The 16,628-nt window shown below is 71.1% G+C and carries 13 protein-coding genes; 5 read left to right on the forward strand and 8 right to left on the reverse strand.

What is annotated here, in order from left to right; genetic code table 11:
• Window positions 1-12: 12 nt before the first annotated feature.
• Both KY572_RS01195 and KY572_RS01200 read right to left on the reverse strand, forming a co-directional pair.
• On the reverse strand, window positions 13-2,199 hold the full coding sequence (locus tag KY572_RS01195; RefSeq protein ID WP_224240271.1) for a molybdopterin oxidoreductase family protein: 2,187 nt from the start codon (window positions 2,197-2,199) through the stop codon (window positions 13-15).
• 38 nt (window positions 2,200-2,237) lie between these two features.
• The gene (locus tag KY572_RS01200) at window positions 2,238-4,157 is read right to left on the reverse strand and encodes a trehalase family glycosidase (RefSeq protein ID WP_224240272.1); all 1,920 of its coding nucleotides are present in this window, start codon (window positions 4,155-4,157) and stop codon (window positions 2,238-2,240) included.
• A gap of 277 nt (window positions 4,158-4,434) precedes the next feature.
• Here KY572_RS01200 and KY572_RS01205 point away from each other — a divergent pair, with 277 nt between their 5' ends.
• Entirely contained in the window at window positions 4,435-5,547 is a 1,113-nt protein-coding gene (locus KY572_RS01205) for an XdhC family protein (RefSeq protein WP_224240740.1), read from the forward strand.
• Window positions 5,544-6,140, forward strand: coding sequence for a nucleotidyltransferase family protein (locus KY572_RS01210; protein ID WP_224240273.1), 597 nt, complete (start codon window positions 5,544-5,546; stop codon window positions 6,138-6,140). The genes KY572_RS01205 and KY572_RS01210 overlap by 4 nt, the downstream gene beginning before the upstream one ends.
• A 25-nt stretch (window positions 6,141-6,165) precedes the next feature.
• Here the strand turns inward: KY572_RS01210 and KY572_RS01215 are convergent, their stop codons facing one another.
• The gene (locus KY572_RS01215) at window positions 6,166-8,610 is read right to left on the reverse strand and encodes a serine/threonine-protein kinase (protein WP_224240274.1); all 2,445 of its coding nucleotides are present in this window, start codon (window positions 8,608-8,610) and stop codon (window positions 6,166-6,168) included.
• Between the two features lie 99 nt (window positions 8,611-8,709).
• Between KY572_RS01215 and KY572_RS01220 the strand changes: the two genes are divergently transcribed.
• Together KY572_RS01220 and KY572_RS47680 are read left to right on the forward strand one after the other, a co-directional pair.
• A complete protein-coding gene (locus KY572_RS01220; RefSeq protein ID WP_224240275.1) occupies window positions 8,710-9,393 on the forward strand; it encodes a zf-TFIIB domain-containing protein in 684 nt (227 codons plus the stop codon).
• Between the two features lie 325 nt (window positions 9,394-9,718).
• Entirely contained in the window at window positions 9,719-10,807 is a 1,089-nt protein-coding gene (locus KY572_RS47680; protein ID WP_224240276.1) for a LuxR C-terminal-related transcriptional regulator, read from the forward strand.
• Window positions 10,808-10,879: 72 nt separating this feature from the next.
• Here the strand turns inward: KY572_RS47680 and KY572_RS01230 are convergent, their stop codons facing one another.
• The 4 genes from KY572_RS01230 to KY572_RS01245 form a co-directional block, all read right to left on the reverse strand.
• Window positions 10,880-11,098, reverse strand: a complete 219-nt coding sequence (locus KY572_RS01230; RefSeq protein WP_224240277.1) for a hypothetical protein — start codon at window positions 11,096-11,098, stop codon at window positions 10,880-10,882.
• A 50-nt stretch (window positions 11,099-11,148) separates the two neighbouring features.
• Entirely contained in the window at window positions 11,149-11,859 is a 711-nt protein-coding gene (rpiA, locus tag KY572_RS01235; RefSeq protein ID WP_224240278.1) for a ribose-5-phosphate isomerase RpiA, read from the reverse strand.
• Window positions 11,860-11,887: 28 nt separating this feature from the next.
• Window positions 11,888-12,985, reverse strand: coding sequence for a transaldolase (gene tal, locus KY572_RS01240; protein ID WP_224240279.1), 1,098 nt, complete (start codon window positions 12,983-12,985; stop codon window positions 11,888-11,890).
• Between the two features lie 142 nt (window positions 12,986-13,127).
• Window positions 13,128-13,505 carry a hypothetical protein gene (locus KY572_RS01245; RefSeq protein WP_224240280.1) on the reverse strand — a complete coding sequence of 126 codons (378 nt, stop codon included), beginning with the start codon at window positions 13,503-13,505 and terminating at the stop codon, window positions 13,128-13,130.
• Window positions 13,506-13,749: 244 nt separating this feature from the next.
• On the opposite strand from KY572_RS01245, the gene KY572_RS01250 reads away from it, so the two are divergent.
• Complete coding sequence (locus tag KY572_RS01250) at window positions 13,750-13,968, forward strand: hypothetical protein (RefSeq protein ID WP_224240281.1); 219 nt, start codon at window positions 13,750-13,752, stop codon at window positions 13,966-13,968.
• A gap of 70 nt (window positions 13,969-14,038) precedes the next feature.
• Here the strand turns inward: KY572_RS01250 and KY572_RS01255 are convergent, their stop codons facing one another.
• The gene (locus tag KY572_RS01255) at window positions 14,039-16,582 is read right to left on the reverse strand and encodes a cation-translocating P-type ATPase (protein WP_224240282.1); all 2,544 of its coding nucleotides are present in this window, start codon (window positions 16,580-16,582) and stop codon (window positions 14,039-14,041) included.
• Window positions 16,583-16,628: the final 46 nt, after the last annotated feature.

The following is a 16,628-nucleotide window of genomic DNA, read 5'->3' on the forward strand; positions in this document are numbered from 1 at the left end:
GGTTGGGAAGGGTCAGCCTCTGGCCGTGGCCCGGGTGACTCGCACCGGCACCCCACTGAACGCGGCATTGCCCGTGAGCGTGTCCAGCCTCTGTTCGTCGGTGAGATCGTTGAGGCTCACGCCCGCGTGCTTCGTCGCCACGGACTGGCGCACGCCTTCTCGGCGGTGGCCGTAGCCGTGAGGCAGGCTCACCACGCCGCGCATCACCTCATCCGTCACGCTCACCGGCACGGACACCTCGCCCACCCGCGAGGTGACGAGGGCCTCGTCCCCCTCCTCCAACCCGAGCGCCCGCGCGTCCTCCGGATGCATCATCAACGTGCAGCGAGACTTCCCGCTCATCAGCATGGGCACGTTGTGCATCCAGGAGTTGTTGTCGCGAAGGTGGCGCCGACCAATCAGGAGCAGCTCGCCGTCCGCCAGCGGGGCCGCGCCTTCCGGGAAGGTGTCACGCAGCCGCTTCACGTCCTCCACGAAGGGCGCGGGGGCCAGTTGGAGGCGCTTGCCCGGAGTGGCCAGCCGCCGGGGCAGGCTCGGCTTGAGCGCTCCCAGGTCCACGCCATGGGGCTCACGCTTCAGCGCAGAGAGGCTCAACCCGTTCCGCAGCCCTCTGGCCCGCACGCCATATGGCCCGGCACGCAGCCCCACGTCGAGGATGCCCTCGGGCCCCAGCCGCTTCATTGCCTGATACTTGAGCGTCCCACGCAGGCTCCGACCGTGCCGGAGCACCTCGATGCGGTGCCGCAGCTCCAGGAGGATGCGCCAGTCCTGCATCGCTCCGGGCCCGGGCTCGAACAGCGCGGGTGCGTAGCGGGCCGTGTCGCGGATCGCCAGCACGTGGAAGGCGATGTCGTAGTGCGAGCGCTCCAGCGGGGACGGGGGCGGCAGGATGAGGTGCGCGTGCCGCGTCGTCTCGTTGAGGTACGGGTCGATGGACACCATGAAGTCCAGCGACGCCAGCGCCTTGTCGAGCTGTCCCCCGTTGGGCGTCGAGAGCACCGGGTTGCCCGCGAAGGTGAGCAGCGCGCGAACCTGTCCCTGCCCCTCGGTGAGGATCTCCTCGGCCAGCGCCGCCACGGGCAGCTCTCCCGCAAACTCCGGCAGCCCTCGCACGCGGCTCTTCCAGCGGCCGAAGCCGCCTCGGCTGCCAGACAGCGCCCGAGGCCCTCCCACCAGATCGAACGCCGGGCGCGTGAACATGACGCCGCCCTCGCGATCGAGGTTGCCGCTCACCACGTTGATGACGTTGATGAGCCACTGGCACAACCCGCCGAACGCTTGCGTGGACGTGCCCACCCGCCCGTAGCAGATGGCCGTCGGCGCCTCGGAGAACTCCCGAGCGATGCGGCGGATGCTCTCCGCGGAGATGCCCGTGGGCCCCGCGGCGCGCTCCGGGGTGAACTCGCGCGCCAGCTCTCGCACCGTCTCCAGGCCGTCGGTGAACGACGCCAGGCGCTCCATCCGGGGGCGCTGCAGCAGCTCGTGGAGCAGCGCGAACAGGAAGAGCGCGTCCGTGCCCGGACGGATGAACAGGTGCTCGTCCGCGATGCGCGCCGTCTCTGTCTTGCGCGGGTCCACCACCACCACCCTGCCGCCTCGCTGCTGGATGGCTCGGAGCCGCGCCCGCACGTCCGGCGCCGTCATCATACTGCCGTTGGAGGCCAGCGGGTTGGCACCCAGCGCCAGCAGGTAGCTCGTCCGGTCCAGGTCCGGGATGGGCACCAGCAGCTGGTGGCCGAACATCTGGTTCGCGGCCAGCAGGTGCGGGAGCTGATCCACCGACGTCGCGCTGTAGCTGTTGCGCGAGCGCAGCATGCGCAGCAGCTGGGGCACGAAGAGCATCGCCCCCGCGTTGTGGACCGTGGGGTTGCCCAGGTAGACGGCCAGCGCGTCCCGGCCATGCTTGCTCTGCGCCTCGTGCAGCCGCCGCGCAGCCTCCTCCAGCGCCTCCTCCCAGGACACGGGCTGCCAGCCGCTGGCGGTGCGGCGCATCGGCTGGCGCAGCCGCTCGGGGTCCTCGTGGAGATCCTTCAGCGCCACCGCCTTGGGGCAGATGTGGCCACGGCTGAAGGGGTCCTTCTCATCGCCCCGGATGGAGGTGATGCGGCCTCCCTCCACCTCGATGCGGACTCCGCACATGGCCTCGCAGAGGTTGCAGGCGCGGAAGTGGGTCTGGGTGCCAGCGGCGGAAGAGGCCATGGCGGGCACTATACCCACCCCGGCGCTCCCGCTGCCGCTCAGCCGGTGGCGCGAATCGGCTCGGCAACGTCCGTCGGGCCCGGCACCTTCTCCGCCACGCCGCCGACGTCCAGCGCCTCTCGCAAGTCAGGCGACAGCCCCTCGAGCAGCAGGAGCACCGACGCGTTCGTCCACGCGAAGCCCAGCGTCCGCTGGGAGCGCGACGCCATGTACGGCCCGCGGTCCGCGCCCTGGTTGCCGTACTCGACCGGCACGTCCGCCGAGCACCGCACCACGTCGTACTTCTCCTTGATGAGGCCGTTGTGCTTGCCGGCGATGTCCATCACCATCGACAGCCAGCGGTACGCCACCTGGTCAGCCTCGGCGTGGAAGCCATAGCGGCGCAGGCCCTCGACCACGATGACCTGGTGGGGCGCCCACCCGAACGGCCAGTCCCACTGCAGGTCCTCTCCGCCCGCCGCCTCGCGAGAGGCCCGGCTGCTGGAGGTCAGCCCACCCGCCTGCAGGAAGCGCGGGACCGAGGCGGCCACGGCGGCGGCCTCCTTGCGCGAGGCCCACCCCGTCCACAGCGGATAGAAGGTGGCCAGCGTCTCGTACTGGGAGCGGCGCCCGGTGGTGAAGTGGTGGTCGAAGAACATCCCCCGCTCCTCGTCCCAGAAGCGCGCGCGCATCGTCCGCGCCCGCGCCCGCGCCGCCTTCTCGTACGCCGCCGCCCGGGCCGAGTCCTCACCCTCCAGGATGCGCAGGATGCGCGCCAGGTCCTGCTCGTACTGGAAGAGCAGCGAGTTCAGGCACACCGGCTCGTGGTGGTGGATGGCCGTGCCGAAGCGGTGGCACATGTCCCAGCCGCTCTCGCGGATGGCCCGGTCGTGCCGGTGGAACTCGGCGTCGTCCGGCCGGTGCTCCGCGTAGAACGCGGACACGTCCTCCGCGTCGGGGCCCTCCGCGTCGTCCTTGTAGCGGGACAGGCCGCTCGGCGTGGAGCGCGGACCGGTGCGGAAGTTGGTCTCCAGCTCGTGCATGGCCGCCTTCGCCACCCGCTGCAGCATGCGCCGGTCCGGCTGCACCGCGTGCAGCTCCAGCGCCAGCCTGGGCAGCAGCGGCGGCTGCGTGCGCGACAGGTGGAAGCTCAGGTTGGAGTTCGGGATCTTCCCGTAGTGCTCGATGGCGTAGACATGGTTCTCCACCATGTCGCGCACGAGGTCCGCGCGCCCCGAGCTCAGCGCGCCGCGCCCGTTGAAGTAGCTGTCCCAGCCGAACATCTGCATGAACCGGCCGCCCGGGACGATGTACGGCCGAGGCAGGTAGGCCATCCCCGGCTCGCGCATCAGCCGCTGCCAGTCCGCCTGCTCGTGCGGCTTGCGCAGGGCCACCACCTCCCAGCCATGCCGCGCGGCCTGGGGACGCAGCTTCTTCAGGGCCTGCTTGTCGTCGGCGGGCACGTACAGCCGCCAGCGCCCATCCGGGCTCTTCACCCGCATGCCCGCGAGCGCCTCGTTGAGCTGCTCGAACCGGTCGGCCTGGCGCACCAGCCCGTCCCAGCCCTGATCGATGAGCCGCCGCAGCGCCACGGTGCGGCGCTCCAGCATCCGCGCCACCGGCAGGCCGGGCACATCCCCTCGGCCCTCGAGGATCTCCTCGGCGAGCACGTCCGCCACATGAGCCAGTCGCTCCGCGCTCTTCAGCTCCACGCTCACGCCCGGCGCCAGCTGGAAGTCCACCGCGAAGCGCAGGTTGCTGGCGCGTGCCTTCTCGGCATCGCGCGCCGTGATGCAGCCATCCCCGTCGAGATCCAGCGCCATGATCACCTCGTAGGCGAGGCGCGCGGTGAAGGTGCTCGGAGAGAGGGGACGGGGCGCGGGCTGCGCGCTCGGGAGACGGGCACGCTCCGGCACACGGGTGGACAGTGCCGCGGGAGCGCGGGCGGAGACAGTTCGAGAGTGAGTGGAGAGTGACATCCGGGAGGGCACCTTCGGCTAGGAGCCAGCCGAAAAGGTACACGAATTTCCCGGGCGAATCTGGAGTGTTCCCCTCACTCCAGTGTGCCTGCTCACGCCGATGATTTCAACCCACATTGTTTGGACGCAAATCAATTGGCCCGGCTCGCCTATGCCCATCCAAGGTGCGCCGGTAGAGTCTGGGTCCTCGTTCGGGTCCTTCCACGAGGGTGGACCCATGGAGCGAGGCGAAGCCACAGGGGCCGCGCTGGCGTGGCCTCCCGACCGGGGACGACATGTGAAGGAGTTGGAAGACATCCTCCGAGCCCGTGCTCGGATGAAGGGGCCGCTCGTACTGGCCACGGTGGTAGCGGTGTCGGGCTCGGCGTACCGGCGGCCCGGGGCGCGCATGGTGATGGGCGAGGAGGGCTGGCTCGCGGGCGGCGTAAGCGGCGGGTGCCTGGAGGGAGACATCATCCGCAAGGCCTTCTTCTGGACGGCCAGCGGTCCGCGCGTGCTGCGCTACGACTCCACGGGCGACAACGTCGAGGAGGAGGACGCCCTCTCCTTCGCGCTGGGGTGCAACGGCGTGGTGGACGTGCTGCTCGAGCGCTGGGAGCCCGGGCCGATGGATCCGCTCGCGTTCGCCGAGGAGGCGCGGCGGCAGTCGCGGCGCGCGGTGCTGGCGACGGTGTATCGCGGGCCGAGCGACGCGGTGGGTGCGCGGCTGCTGCTGCGGGATGACGGGGTGGAGGCGAGCAACCTCTCCGGCCCGCTGAAGGACGCGGTGCGCAGGGCGGCGGACGAGGCGCTCGTGGTGGGGAAGACCTGGAGCGGCCCGTGTGGCGGCGCCGAGGTGTTGGTGGAGGTGGTGGATCCGCCCATCCCGCTGGTGCTGTTCGGCGGTGGCTTCGACGTGGCGCCGGTGGTGGCGCAGGCGGTGGGGCTGGGGTGGCACGTCACGGTGGTCGCGGACAAGTCCGCGGAGACGCTGCGGCGGCGCTTCCCTCGAGCGCACGCCGTGGTGTCGGCCAAGGCCCGGGAGCTGGACGAGAAGGTGTCGCTCTCGGCGCGCACGATGGTGGTGGTGATGACGCACAGCCTGCCGCAGGACCGCGAGCTGCTCGCGCGGCTGCTGCCGATGCCGCTGCGTTATCTGGGCGTGCTGGGTCCGCGCGCGCGCACGGAGCGGCTGCTCTCGGAGATGAAGCCGGCGCCCGTGCCGGCGCAGCTCGACAAGCTGCACGCTCCGGTCGGGCTGGACCTGGGAGCCGAGGGGCCGGATGAGGTGGCCCTCTCGATCGTGGCCGAGCTGCGAGCCGTCCTGGCTGATCGCGAAGGGGGCAAGCTCCGCTACCGGCAGGCGCCCATCTACGCCGCGGAGCCGCCAGCAGCGCGGAAGCTGGCGTGAAGGTGGGCGTGGTGCTGCTGGCCGCGGGGGGTTCCTCGCGACTGGGGCAGCCCAAGCAGCTGCTCGTGCATCAGGGAAAGACCCTGGTGCGACGCGCGGCCGATGCCGCGGTGGAGGCCAGGTGTGGGCCCGTGGTGGCGGTGCTCGGGGCCCAGGCCGAGGCGGTGGCGACGGAGCTGGCCCGGCTGCCAGTGAACACGGTGCGGAACCCGGACTGGGAGGCGGGGCTGGGCAGCTCGCTGCGCGTGGGTCTTCAGGCGCTTGAAGCGGCGGAGCCGGCGGGAGCGGGCTCGGCGGTGGATGCCGTACTGGTGCTGCTGTGTGACCAGTTCCGGGTGGATGCCAGCCATGTGCGCGCGCTGGTGAAGGCCTTCCAGCGGACGCAGGCGCCCATCGTGGCCTCGGGTTACAACGGGACGCGCGGGGTGCCTGCGCTGTTCTCGCGCGCGCTCTTTCCAGAGCTGGAAGCTCTCGCGCCTGATCAGGGCGCGCGAGGGGTGATTGCCCGCGAGCCTTCTCGCGTGGTGGAGGTGACGCTGGAGGGTGGCGGCGAGGACGTGGACACGAAGGCGGACCTCACACGCCTCGCCTGAGGAGCCTCACGCTCTGATGGCCTCTCTATCTTTCTGATGACGCAGGGCCCACGCTGAGCGCCACGTCCATCTCCACCTCGGCTCCGCCACGCTGCGAACGAGGAAGCGAGAACCACAGCTCCCGAGCCCCCTTCACCGTGTAGCGGCCCGGCGGAAGCGCGTAGCGGAAGTCCGTCGAAGGCTGCCCCGACACCTCCACCGGCTCGCCGGGGTGGGGCACAGCCAGCACCGCCACGGGAGTCGCGGCCGCGCCCTCATGCGTCCGGATGTCCAGCGCGTACGAAACCCTCGGGTCGAGCTGCCGGACCGAGTAGCGGCTCTCCAGCCCCACCGTGTTCGCGAACCTGCGTGGATCCAGCCGGTGATGGGCCACCTTCTTGGACACGTTGTCTCGAATGTGGAGCGTCAGGTCCTGGTCCACGGTGTGCTCGGAGCCTGCTCCCACCAGCAAGAAGGCGTGCAGGGCCTCGGCGCTCGTCAGCGTGTGCAGGTTGGAGGACAGCATGAACAGCCGCTCCTCGGTCGGCACCCGCTCCCCTTCCAGATAGACATAGACCTGCGTGGAGCGCACCTCGTCCGCGCTCAGGCCCTGCCGCACCTCCTCCTCGGAGATCGGCGCGTCTCCTTTATAGGAGCCCGTGAGCCACACCGTGTACGCCCGCTTCGGATCGAGCACCTCCCGGAACGAGCGGGCCACCACGTCGAAGGAGTGCTCCTTCTCCCGCACCGTGAAGCGCGTTGGCGTCTTCTCCGCGCCGGAGCGAGAGGCTGAAGCATCCCCCATGGAAGGAGGAGCTTGCGCAGGTGCGGAGGGCTTCGGCGGGGTCCCCGATACCGGCTCCAAGGAGACGCGGAGCTGATCCTCCAGCGTTCCGGGCTCGAAGCGGCGAGACCACGCCTTCATCCCCACCCGGCTCAGCTCCACCGTGTGCGGCTCCGCTCTCGAGACGTTCTCGAGCTTCAGCGGCGTCACGCCCTTGAACTCGCGGTCGAGGCTCACCAGCGCTCCCGGCGGCTCGGAGACGATCATCAGCGGCGGAGTCCCGAAGAAGACCCAGGTGACGATCTTCACGGCCATCACGGCCACGACCGCCACTCCCACCACCACGCGCCAGTGGGGAATGAGCCCCATCAAGAACCGGGTCACCCCCGCGTACGCGTCCCCCGTCGCCTCCGGCTCCCTCGCCTTCGGCTCCCTGGCTCTCGCGGCGGCTCGCGGGCGGGAGACTGGCTTCTCGACAGGCGCCATCTCCTGGGTCGCTTCCGCGAGCTCCACCGACGGCATCTCCGGGACCGTCTGGGTTACCCGATGGTCCGGCCGGGACACCCGTCGCGCCGGCCGCGTGGTCTGGGAGTCCACCTCGGGAGACTCGCGCGGCCCCGTCCGGCCCGACGTGGGCGCCGGAGTCCCCGGCCACTGCGCGGCCGGCACGCTGTCGGTCCTCGGCAGCTGCCGCTGCTGGGAGCGGCTCCACATCGCCACCTGCTCCTCGAAGCGCGGCGGGAGCTGAGGGGTTCGCCCCTTCTCCCTCAGCTCGGACTCGAAGACCAGGCCCATCAGGTGCTTCAGCGTGTGCACCGGAAACAGCGGCGCCATCACCGCGAACCACTGCGACAGCTGCAGGTGCAGCGCCTCCGCGCTCGGCGTGCGCGCCTCCCGGTCCGTCGCCAGGGCGTTCTGGAGGATCTGCACCAGCTCGGCATCCAGCTCGGGCGCCAGCTCCCTCGGCGGCGTGAGCTGCCCGTTGGCGATGCGCTGCATCACCGACAGCTCATGCCCATCCGCCGGAAGGCGCCCGCAGAGCATCCGGTAGAGCACCACCCCCACCGCGTACACATCCGAGCGCGCATCCAGATCCGGCACCGCGTACGCCTGCTCCGGCGACAGATAGCGGTACTTGCCCTTCACCACCCCGGACTCCGTCACCGGCCGCCCCGCCAGCTGCGCCTTGGCGATGCCGAAGTCGGAGATCTTCACCTCCCCCTCGTAGCTGATGAGCACGTTGTCCGGAGAGATGTCGCGGTGCACCAGCCCCAGCGGCCGCCCGCGCTCGTCCTTGCGCGTGTGCGCGTGGTGCAGCCCCTTGCACATCTCGATGGCGATGCTCACCGCCAGCGGCGGCGGCAGCTGCGCCAGCCCCATCGCCTCCGCCTGCTTGAGCAGCCGGGAGAGCGGCTGGCCGTCTACCAGCTCCATGGCCAGGAAGTACTCGCCGTCCACCTGCCCGAAGTCGAAGACCTGGACGATGTTGCCGTGGTTGAGCCCCACGGAGATGCGCGCCTCCTGGACGAACATCTCCACGAAGGCCTGGTCCTCGGCGTAGTGGCCCAGCACCCGCTTGATGACCACCGGCTTGGTGATGCCCGGCGCGGCCGTGTAGCGCGCCCGGTAGACGATGGCCATCCCCCCCGCGCCCAGCCGCTCGAGCAGCTCGTACTTCCCGAAAGGGGTCGTCGTCCCGTCGCTCAAGATGGGCGCACTCTACCAGCCAGGCAACGCTTCCGGCGCCCCCCTGAAGCCTCGGGGCGGCACATCGGCTACACTCATGCACCGCGAGACAGGATCCCCATGAACACCTGCCCTTTCTGCCCCGGAAGGCTGTACCCCACCTTCACCAACAGCCTTCCGCGCGAGAAGTGTGGCAAGTGCGACTCCATCTGGTTCGAAGGTGAAGCGCTGGCCAACCTCGTCGGCATCCAGGCCGCCAACGCGCTCGTCGAGAAGACCAAGGGCAAGCCCGGCAAGTGCAAGCACTGCAGCGCCTCGCTCTCCTACGTGGCCCAGTGCACCCGCTGTCACCACGACGCCCCCACCTGTCCCCAGTGTGGAACCGCCCCCCTCGCCGTCGCCGTGGTGGACGGCGTCCGGGTGGATGTCTGCACCGGCTGCAAGGGCATGGCGCTGGACAAGGACGGACTGACGCAGCTGCAGAAGATCGTCGCGGAGCGGCGCCCCGCCAAGCCCGTCACCAAGCCCAAGGAGGAGCCCAAGAACCTCACCAAGGCTCCCTGCGCCGCGTGCCAGCGCAAGCTCCTGCTCAAGTACGCCTTCGTCTACGACAGCAAGATCTACTGCGGCAGCTGCGCGCCCCCCGGCGCCGCGCCCTTCAACGTCGATCTGGCCAAGGCCAGCCCGACGCTCGCGCCCTCCCTGGGCACCTATCTCACCGGAGACGAGGACCTCACGGCGGACGCCGTCTCGGTGGGCATCAGCATCCTCTTCAAGGTCGCCGCCTCTCGGCTCATGCGCTGAGCCGCCCTGTCTCCTCCCTCGACGCGAGCCCCGCCGTGGTGAAGGACTCCCCGCGCGCGCCAGCGACGGACCGGGACAGGTAGGGCGTCGTCGATCCCACCCAGCCCATGGTTGACTTGCAGTGCGTCTTGCTGCGTCATGTCAATCAGGGTTTCCCCTCCATGCCACTTCTCGAGGGTTTCACTCAGGGTGTCCATTGCCGCTAGAAGGTCCTCCCTCTCCTCCTTCTCAGGTTCCCGCTTCGACGGGCCTCGTTCCGGGTCTCAAGCTCTTCAGCCGCCGCGACTTCGTACGCGACCGCTTCGGAGAAGCCGCGTGGGAGCAGGTGCTCTCCCACCTGTCCACGGAGGACCGCACGCGCATCGCGTCAGCGGACCCCGGTGGCTGGTACGACGTGCGCCTGTTGGAGCGGGTGATGAACGCCATCTCCCAGCAGCTCCAGGCGGATGACGCCCTGCTGACGGAGATTGGCCGGTTCGACGCGGACCGGGAGCTGTCCGGCGTGCACCGCTGGTACCTGCGGCTGATGCGCCCCTCCTTCGCCATCCGCCACATGAACATGTACTGGCGCCGCTCGCATGACACGGGGACGTGGAGCTCGACGCAGAACGGCGGCCAGGTCTCCGCCGAGCTGCGGGACTGGGTCATCGTCAACCGCACCCTGTGCATGACGGTGATGGGCTACCTGGGGCGCACGCTCGAGCTGTTCGGAGGAAAGATCAGCCACCTGGAGCACCCCGAGTGCCGCGCCCTGGGTGCCCCCGCGTGCGTGTTCCGCACCCAGCTGGAGCTGCCCGCCGACGAGCCTCGGCCCGGCCGCCGGCCCACGCGCGAGGACGTGTCCGCCGTGGCGCACGAGCTGGCGCAGTACCCGGATCGCGAGGCGCTCGCGGAGGCGCTGGTGTCGCTGCTGCGGTTCCAGTTCGGCTGCGGCTGGGTGGAGCTGTGGAGCACCGGCCCCGACGGCCAGATGCAGCTGCAGGGCGTCTCGGGCGAGCGCGGCCTGGGCACGCAGCGCCGCTTCGTCCTCGAGGTGGGCGGCCGCAACGTGGGGCGCCTCGAGGTGCAGCTGCCGGTCGGCCCCGGCCAGGAGAGCGTGGACGAGGTGATCAACGAGCTGGTCCCCTGGTTCGCCATCGCCCTGGAGGTGGCGCGCTCATCCCGCAACGCGCCTCCGGTGCTCGAGGAGGACGAGCTGGCTCGGAGGCTGCGCCGCGCCAAGGAGACGGCTCAGCTCACGCCGCGCCAGATCGAGGTGCTGGAGCTCGTCGCCCGAGGCAAGACGAACAAGGAGATCGCCGCCGTGCTGGGCCGGAGCGAGGGCACGGTGGAGGTGCACGTCACCAACCTGCTGCGCAAGTACGGCGCCAGCAACCGCGCCGGGCTCGTGGCCCTGTTCTGGGGCAAGCTGTAGCCACCGCGCCCGGACTCGCGTCCCGCCAGGCCCGCCGGCTCCTCGGCGGCGGGCTCCGAGCGTGGCCTGCGGCTACTTCCCGCGCTTCCTCGAGCCGCCCTTCTTCCCACCGTCGTCCGTCGCTCCACTGGGCATGAGGATGCGCGCCTGGGCCTTCTTGCCTCCCTTGGGGCCCTCCGCCGTCTTCCCAGCGGGCATGAGGATCCGCGAGCTGCTCTTCTTCGCCGTCGACTTCTTCGCGGGGCTCTTCTTCGCCGCGCTCTTCTTCGCCGTCTTCGCCTTGGTCGCCATGGTGCCGGGGATGATAGCGCATTCGAGCAGCATGGATGCGCGGAGGCGCGTCAGTCCGGACGACGGCGGTGCTCCACTCCCTCCGGGCCCGCCACGATGAGCTCGGTGGCCAGATGGATGAACAGCCCGTGCTCCACCAGCCCCGCGCGCGCCTCCAGCCTGGAGGCCAGCTCGGCCGGGGCGTCCATGGGCCCGAAGGCACCGTCGAGGATGAAGTTGCCCTGATCCGTCCGGAAGGGCGCCCCGTCGCGCCCCTCGCGCCGCGTGACGCGTGCGCCCAGCTCCTCCAGGAAGAGCGCCTGCGAGCGCCAGCCGAACGGCAGCACCTCCACCGGCACCGCCCACCGCGTCCCGAGCCGCGGCGACAGCTTGCCGGCATCCACCACGATGACCACCCGCCGGCTCGCCTGCGCGACGATCTTCTCCCGCAGCAGCGCGCCGCCGCCGCCCTTGATGAGCCGCAGCCGCGGGTCCACCTCGTCCGCTCCGTCGAGCGTGAGATCCAACCTCGGATGCTCCTCCAAGGTGGTGAGTGGCACTCCCAGCGAGCGCGCCAGGGCCTCCGTCTCCAGCGACGTGGGCACGCCCACCACGTCCGTCAGCCGGCCCTCCGCGCGCAGCGCCGCCAGCCGACGCACCATGAGGGCCGAGGTGCTGCCCGAGCCGAGCCCCACCACCATGCCCGGCTGGAGCAGCTCCACCGCGCGCTCGGCGGCCAGGCGCTTGAAGCGGGCAACCTCGCTCTCCTCGGGACGGGACATGGCGGAGCGCCCTCCTGGGACGGGAGGCTCAGCGCGTGACGCCGTGCCCCATGCCCAGAGCCTCGCTCTTGTCGGCCAGACACGCCAAGAGATCCTTCCAGGACTTCACGAAGGCGTCGGCTCCCTCATGCTGGAGCTGCTCGGCGAGCGCCTCCACGTCCACCCCCGCGGCGATGAACTCCTCGAAGACGTCCTCGCAGTCGCCCCCATCTCGCGGCAACAACCTCCCCACCCTTCCGTGGTCGGCGAAGGCCAGCAGGGTGCCCTCGGGCATCGTGTTGATGGTGTCCGGCGCGGCCAGCGCCTCCACGTAGAGCGTGTCCGGAGCGCTCGCATCCTTGGTGCCGGTGCTCGCCCACAGCAGCTTCTGAATGGCGGCTCCCTCGGACTCCAGGTGTCGCACCCGCCGGCTCTCGCGCAGCCCGCAGTACGCCTGGTACGTCCGCCGCCCCATGGCGATGCCCAGCCGGTTGCGCAGCGCCTGCGGCACCCGGTCGTTCACCGCCTTGTCCCAGCGGCTGATGAAGAGCGAGGCCACCGACGGCACATCCGGCGAGCGTCCATCCTCCAGCCTCCGCTCGATTCCCCGCATGTACGCGTTGGACGCGGCCAGGTACTGCTCGACCGAGAAGAGGAGCGTCACGTTGACGGGCACCCCCGCGTAGATGGCCTCCTCGATGGCCCGCAGGCCCGGAGGCGTGCCGGGAATCTTGATGAAGAGGTTGGGCAGGCTGGCCCGAGCGTGCAGGGTGAGCACCTGCTCCAGCGTGGGCACCGGCTGCCAGGCGAGCAGCGGAGACACCTCCAGCGACACCCAGCCGTCCTCCCCCTGCGTCTGCTGGTGGATGGACTGGAAGAGCGCCGCGGCGCGCGTCAGGTCCTCCAGTGCGAGCTGGAAGAAGAGCTCCTCGCCTCGCAGCCCGCGCTCCAGCCCGGCCCGGATGGAGTCGTCATAGCCCTCGCCCCGCCGGATGGCCTGGTCGAAGATGGTGGGGTTGGACGTGAGCCCGGTGATGGCCAGGTCGTTGATGTAGTGCCGCAGCGTGCCCTGGGACAGCAGCCCGCGCGTGAGGTGGTCCAGCCAGAGACTCTGGCCAACCTCGTGCAGCGCTTGGGTCGCGATCATGCCCGTGGCCTCCTTCCGAGGGACGCCGCTCGCCGCGCCCCGCTCCTCCCACGAAGGTGTGCACCGAGCCACGGACGCGCACACCGCACGGGAGGAGAGCCCGAGGGCGTAGGCCCCGCTGCTCGCCCCCGAGCGTGGAGACCTACTGAGGCGTGAGCACCACGTCCACCACCCGGCTCTTGTAGCCACAGACGCAGCACCTGCCCGACCGCTCCTCCTCGTCCACCTTCTCGCGCACGTGGACCTTCTGGTAGCCCGTGGCCTGGATGTCGAACTCGAAGGTGCCCGCGCGGCGCTCGGTGACGTTGCACACGGTGAGGCCCTCGTCCTGGAAGCACCCGCCCTGGACGCCCTCGAGGACCGCCTCGGGCGCGGCCGCTCCCCCGGGGACCAGGAGGCGCACTCCCAGCGCCGGAGGACAGGGGGCACAGGAGATACGGCTACAGTCTTCCTCCTCATCGAAGAGGCCACAGGAGGTGAGCAGGAGGACGGGCAGCAGCAGGAGCAGTCGAGGAGTCATGCCTCCGCTCCCCGCAAGGATCATGCCGCGCCCGCCCACCTCGGAGGGGGCCCGGGAAGGCCCGCGGGGGGCCTCGAAAATCCGAGCCCCCGGCAGGAAATCCGAGGGCCGCGGCCCCTGGGGGCCCGGCGTGCCCACGCCATGGATGGCTCGGGAACAGGTGAGGGGCTGCCGCTGCTGTCCGCCAGCAGTTGGCGTCTCCACCCCGGCCCTCCAGCTTCCTGGAGAGAAGGAGGCTAGAGCCATGATCAACGGAAACTGGGGCCACTGCCAGCACTGCCGCTACTTCGCGAGCCTTGCCCGCATCCCCCTGGCGGGCGAGGAGGCACGGTGCCTTCAGCCCGAACTCTCTCGTTATGACCTGAAGGTCTTCGGCGCCAGCGGCTGCAAGGCGTTCGAGCTGCGCCAGGGCCTGAGCAAGGAGGTCGAGGAACCCACCGCCGCTCCGCACCTGAGCATGTGAGTCCGGGGCCCGCCCTCTCAAGGCGCGGGGCCAGCGCCGGAGCCCGAGCACGCTCCCGTCTCGTGAGCGCTCAGAGCCGCCGCGCGGCGGGCACGGAGAGCGGGGGCGGCGCGCCCCGACTCTCGGCGGCAGCCCGTGGCTGGCTCCTGGCGAGCAGGCCTGGCACCAGCGGCAGGCAGGCGACGAGACCTCCCGCCAGGGCCAGGCCCCAGTCCACCACGTGCAGCGGTGACAGGTGCAGCACCCGAGCCAGTGCGGGCACCTGGACGAGCAGCACGGCGCTGGCCAGGGAACCAGCGCACAGGAGCCGGGCCATGCGGGTGCGCAGGCCTGCGAGGAGCGCGGCGAAGGAAGCGCTCGCCACCGTGAGCGCGACCAGCGCCATGGCCCGGGCGTGCTCCACGTCGCGGCGGCCGCCGAGGCTCCACTCGTAGCCCAGCACCATCACGAGCACCATCACCCCGCCGGAGGCACCGATGGCGACCCAGTCCGAGCGGGAGAAGAAGCGCGCCTGGGGCAGGTGCCGCGTGCTCCCCAGCGCCTTCGGGTCCGCGTGCTTCTGGAAGGCCAGCATGGCCGTGGGGTGGATGATGAGCTCCAGCCAGATGATGTGGATGGGCAGGTACAGCAGCGGGTAGCCCGCGAGCGGGATGAGGGCCGCCGTCACCACCAGCGGGATGTGGACCAGCAGCAGGTACTGGAAGCTCTTGCGCAGGTTGTCGAAGAGCTGCCGTCCCTCCGCGATGGCTCCGACGATGGTGCGGATGTCGTCGTCCAGCAGGACGATGGAGGCCACCTCGCGCGCGCTACGTGTGCCTCGCTCGCCCATGGCGATGCCCACGTCCGCCGCCTGGAGCGCCGGCACGTCGTTCACCCCATCCCCCGTCACCGCCACCACCTCCCCGGCCGCCTGCAGCGCGCTCACCAGCGCCAGCTTCTGGGCCGGCAGCGTGCGCGCGACCACGTCCACCTCTCGCGGGCAGACGCGCTCGCCGCGCCGCAGCCTCGCCTCCAGCTCGTCCCCCAGCAGCAGGCGCGGGGCCCCCCGGCCCAGGCCGATCTCCCGCGCCACGACGCGTGCCGTCTCCGGATGGTCCCCCGTCACCATCATCGGGTGGATGCCCGCCCTGTAGCAGGCGGCGATGGACTCGGTGACTCCCGGACGCACCGGATCCGCGCAGGCCACCAGCCCCAGGAAGCGCAGCCCCCGCGAAGGCTCACCGCCATGCCAGGCCTCCGCGTCGAGCCGCCTCTGCGCGCAGGCGATCACCTTCCCGCCCTCCGCCGCCAGCACGTCCACCTCGTGCGTCCACCTCGCGCGCTCCTCGGGCGAGAGCGTGCACGCGCTCAGCACCACCTCCGGCGAGCCCTTGGTGAAGGCCCACGCGCCGTCCGCCTCGCGCACCACCACCGTCTCGAGGCGCCGCTCCTCCGTGAAGGGGAAGGTGGCCAGCACCTCCAAGGGAGCCTCCACCACGGCCTGGGCACGGGCCGCGGCGGCGAGAGCCTCGTCCAGCGGATCCCCATTCTCGGGGCGGGAGGCCCGGGCCGCCGCGCGCAGCAGCCGCTCCGGCGCCACCCCGCTCGAGGGCACGGTGCGGGTGACGCGCAGCCGCCCCTCGGTGAGCGTGCCCGTCTTGTCCGAGCAGATGCAGGTGACGCGGCCGATGTCCTCCACCGAGACCGCGCGCCGCACGAGCGCTCGCCGCCGCGCGAGCCGGTACACCCCCGCCCCCAGGAAGAAGGTCAGGGCCACGGGGAACTCCTCCGGGAGCGCCGCCACTCCCAGCGTGGCCGCGCTCACCAGCGCATCCAACCACCCGTAGCCCTGGCGCCAGCGCACGATGGCGAGGATGAGGCAGAACACCGCCGCCGCGGCCACGAGCACCGCCACCAGCCCCTGGATGGCTCGCTGCAGGGGCGTGTAGACCCTCCCGCGGCGCGAGGCCATGCGGACGATGCGCCCATACAGCGTCTCCGCGCCCGTGAAGACGACGGCCAGCGTCGCCCGCCCGGTGAGCAGCCGCGTCCCGGCCAGCCCCCAGTGCTCCCACTCGACCAGGGGCGTCTCCCCCGGCGGCAGCCCCTCCCGAAGCGGGCGCTTGCGGACGGGCTGGGACTCCCCCGTCAGCGACGACTCCTCCGCCTGGAGCTCCTCGCCCGCCAGCACGAGCCCATCCGCGGGGAAGGGCTCACCCGCGGCCACCTCCACCACGTCCCCCACCACCACCTCGGAGACCTCCACCCGCCTGCGCCGGCCCTCGCGCAGCACGAGCGCATGCGCGGCGAGCTGGCGGCTCAGCCCCTCCGTGGAAGCGCGCGTGCGCCGGTGCAGCCACGCATCCATGCCGATCAGCGGCACGATGGCGGCCAGCAACGTCCCTCCTTCCACGGGCTGACCCAGCAGGAGGTAGAGCAGGCTGGTGCCCACCAGGAACCAGATCATCGGATCGCTCGCCGTGTTCCGAACGAGCTCCAGCCAGATGCTCCGGTGAGCCTCGAGGATGTCGTTGGGGCCGTACCGCTGCCGCCGCTCCGCCACCTCCGGCTCGCTCAGCCCGCCAGCCCTCCCCAGGAGCGCGGGGAGACGGAGGCGAGGGACGGGCATGCGCATGACGCTGACTCCACTCGGAGGATTCCAGCCTTCGAGCCCGCCAGGC

This window comes from Hyalangium gracile, from assembly GCF_020103725.1.
Classification (GTDB): Bacteria; Myxococcota; Myxococcia; order Myxococcales; family Myxococcaceae; genus Hyalangium; species Hyalangium gracile.

Excerpts from the sequence above, each read along its gene's own strand:
- KY572_RS01195 (WP_224240271.1), bottom strand. The coding sequence starts at position 2,199 with ATGGCCTCTTCCGCCGCTGGCACCCAGACCCACTTCCGCGCCTGCAAC.
- KY572_RS01200 (WP_224240272.1), bottom strand. The coding sequence starts at position 4,157 with ATGTCACTCTCCACTCACTCTCGAACTGTCTCCGCCCGCGCTCCCGCG.
- KY572_RS01220 (WP_224240275.1), top strand. The coding sequence starts at position 8,710 with ATGAACACCTGCCCTTTCTGCCCCGGAAGGCTGTACCCCACCTTCACC.
- KY572_RS01230 (WP_224240277.1), bottom strand. The coding sequence starts at position 11,098 with ATGGCGACCAAGGCGAAGACGGCGAAGAAGAGCGCGGCGAAGAAGAGC.
- rpiA (WP_224240278.1), bottom strand. The coding sequence starts at position 11,859 with ATGTCCCGTCCCGAGGAGAGCGAGGTTGCCCGCTTCAAGCGCCTGGCC.
- tal (WP_224240279.1), bottom strand. The coding sequence starts at position 12,985 with ATGATCGCGACCCAAGCGCTGCACGAGGTTGGCCAGAGTCTCTGGCTG.
- KY572_RS01245 (WP_224240280.1), bottom strand. The coding sequence starts at position 13,505 with ATGACTCCTCGACTGCTCCTGCTGCTGCCCGTCCTCCTGCTCACCTCC.
- KY572_RS01250 (WP_224240281.1), top strand. The coding sequence starts at position 13,750 with ATGATCAACGGAAACTGGGGCCACTGCCAGCACTGCCGCTACTTCGCG.
- KY572_RS01255 (WP_224240282.1), bottom strand. The coding sequence starts at position 16,582 with ATGCGCATGCCCGTCCCTCGCCTCCGTCTCCCCGCGCTCCTGGGGAGG.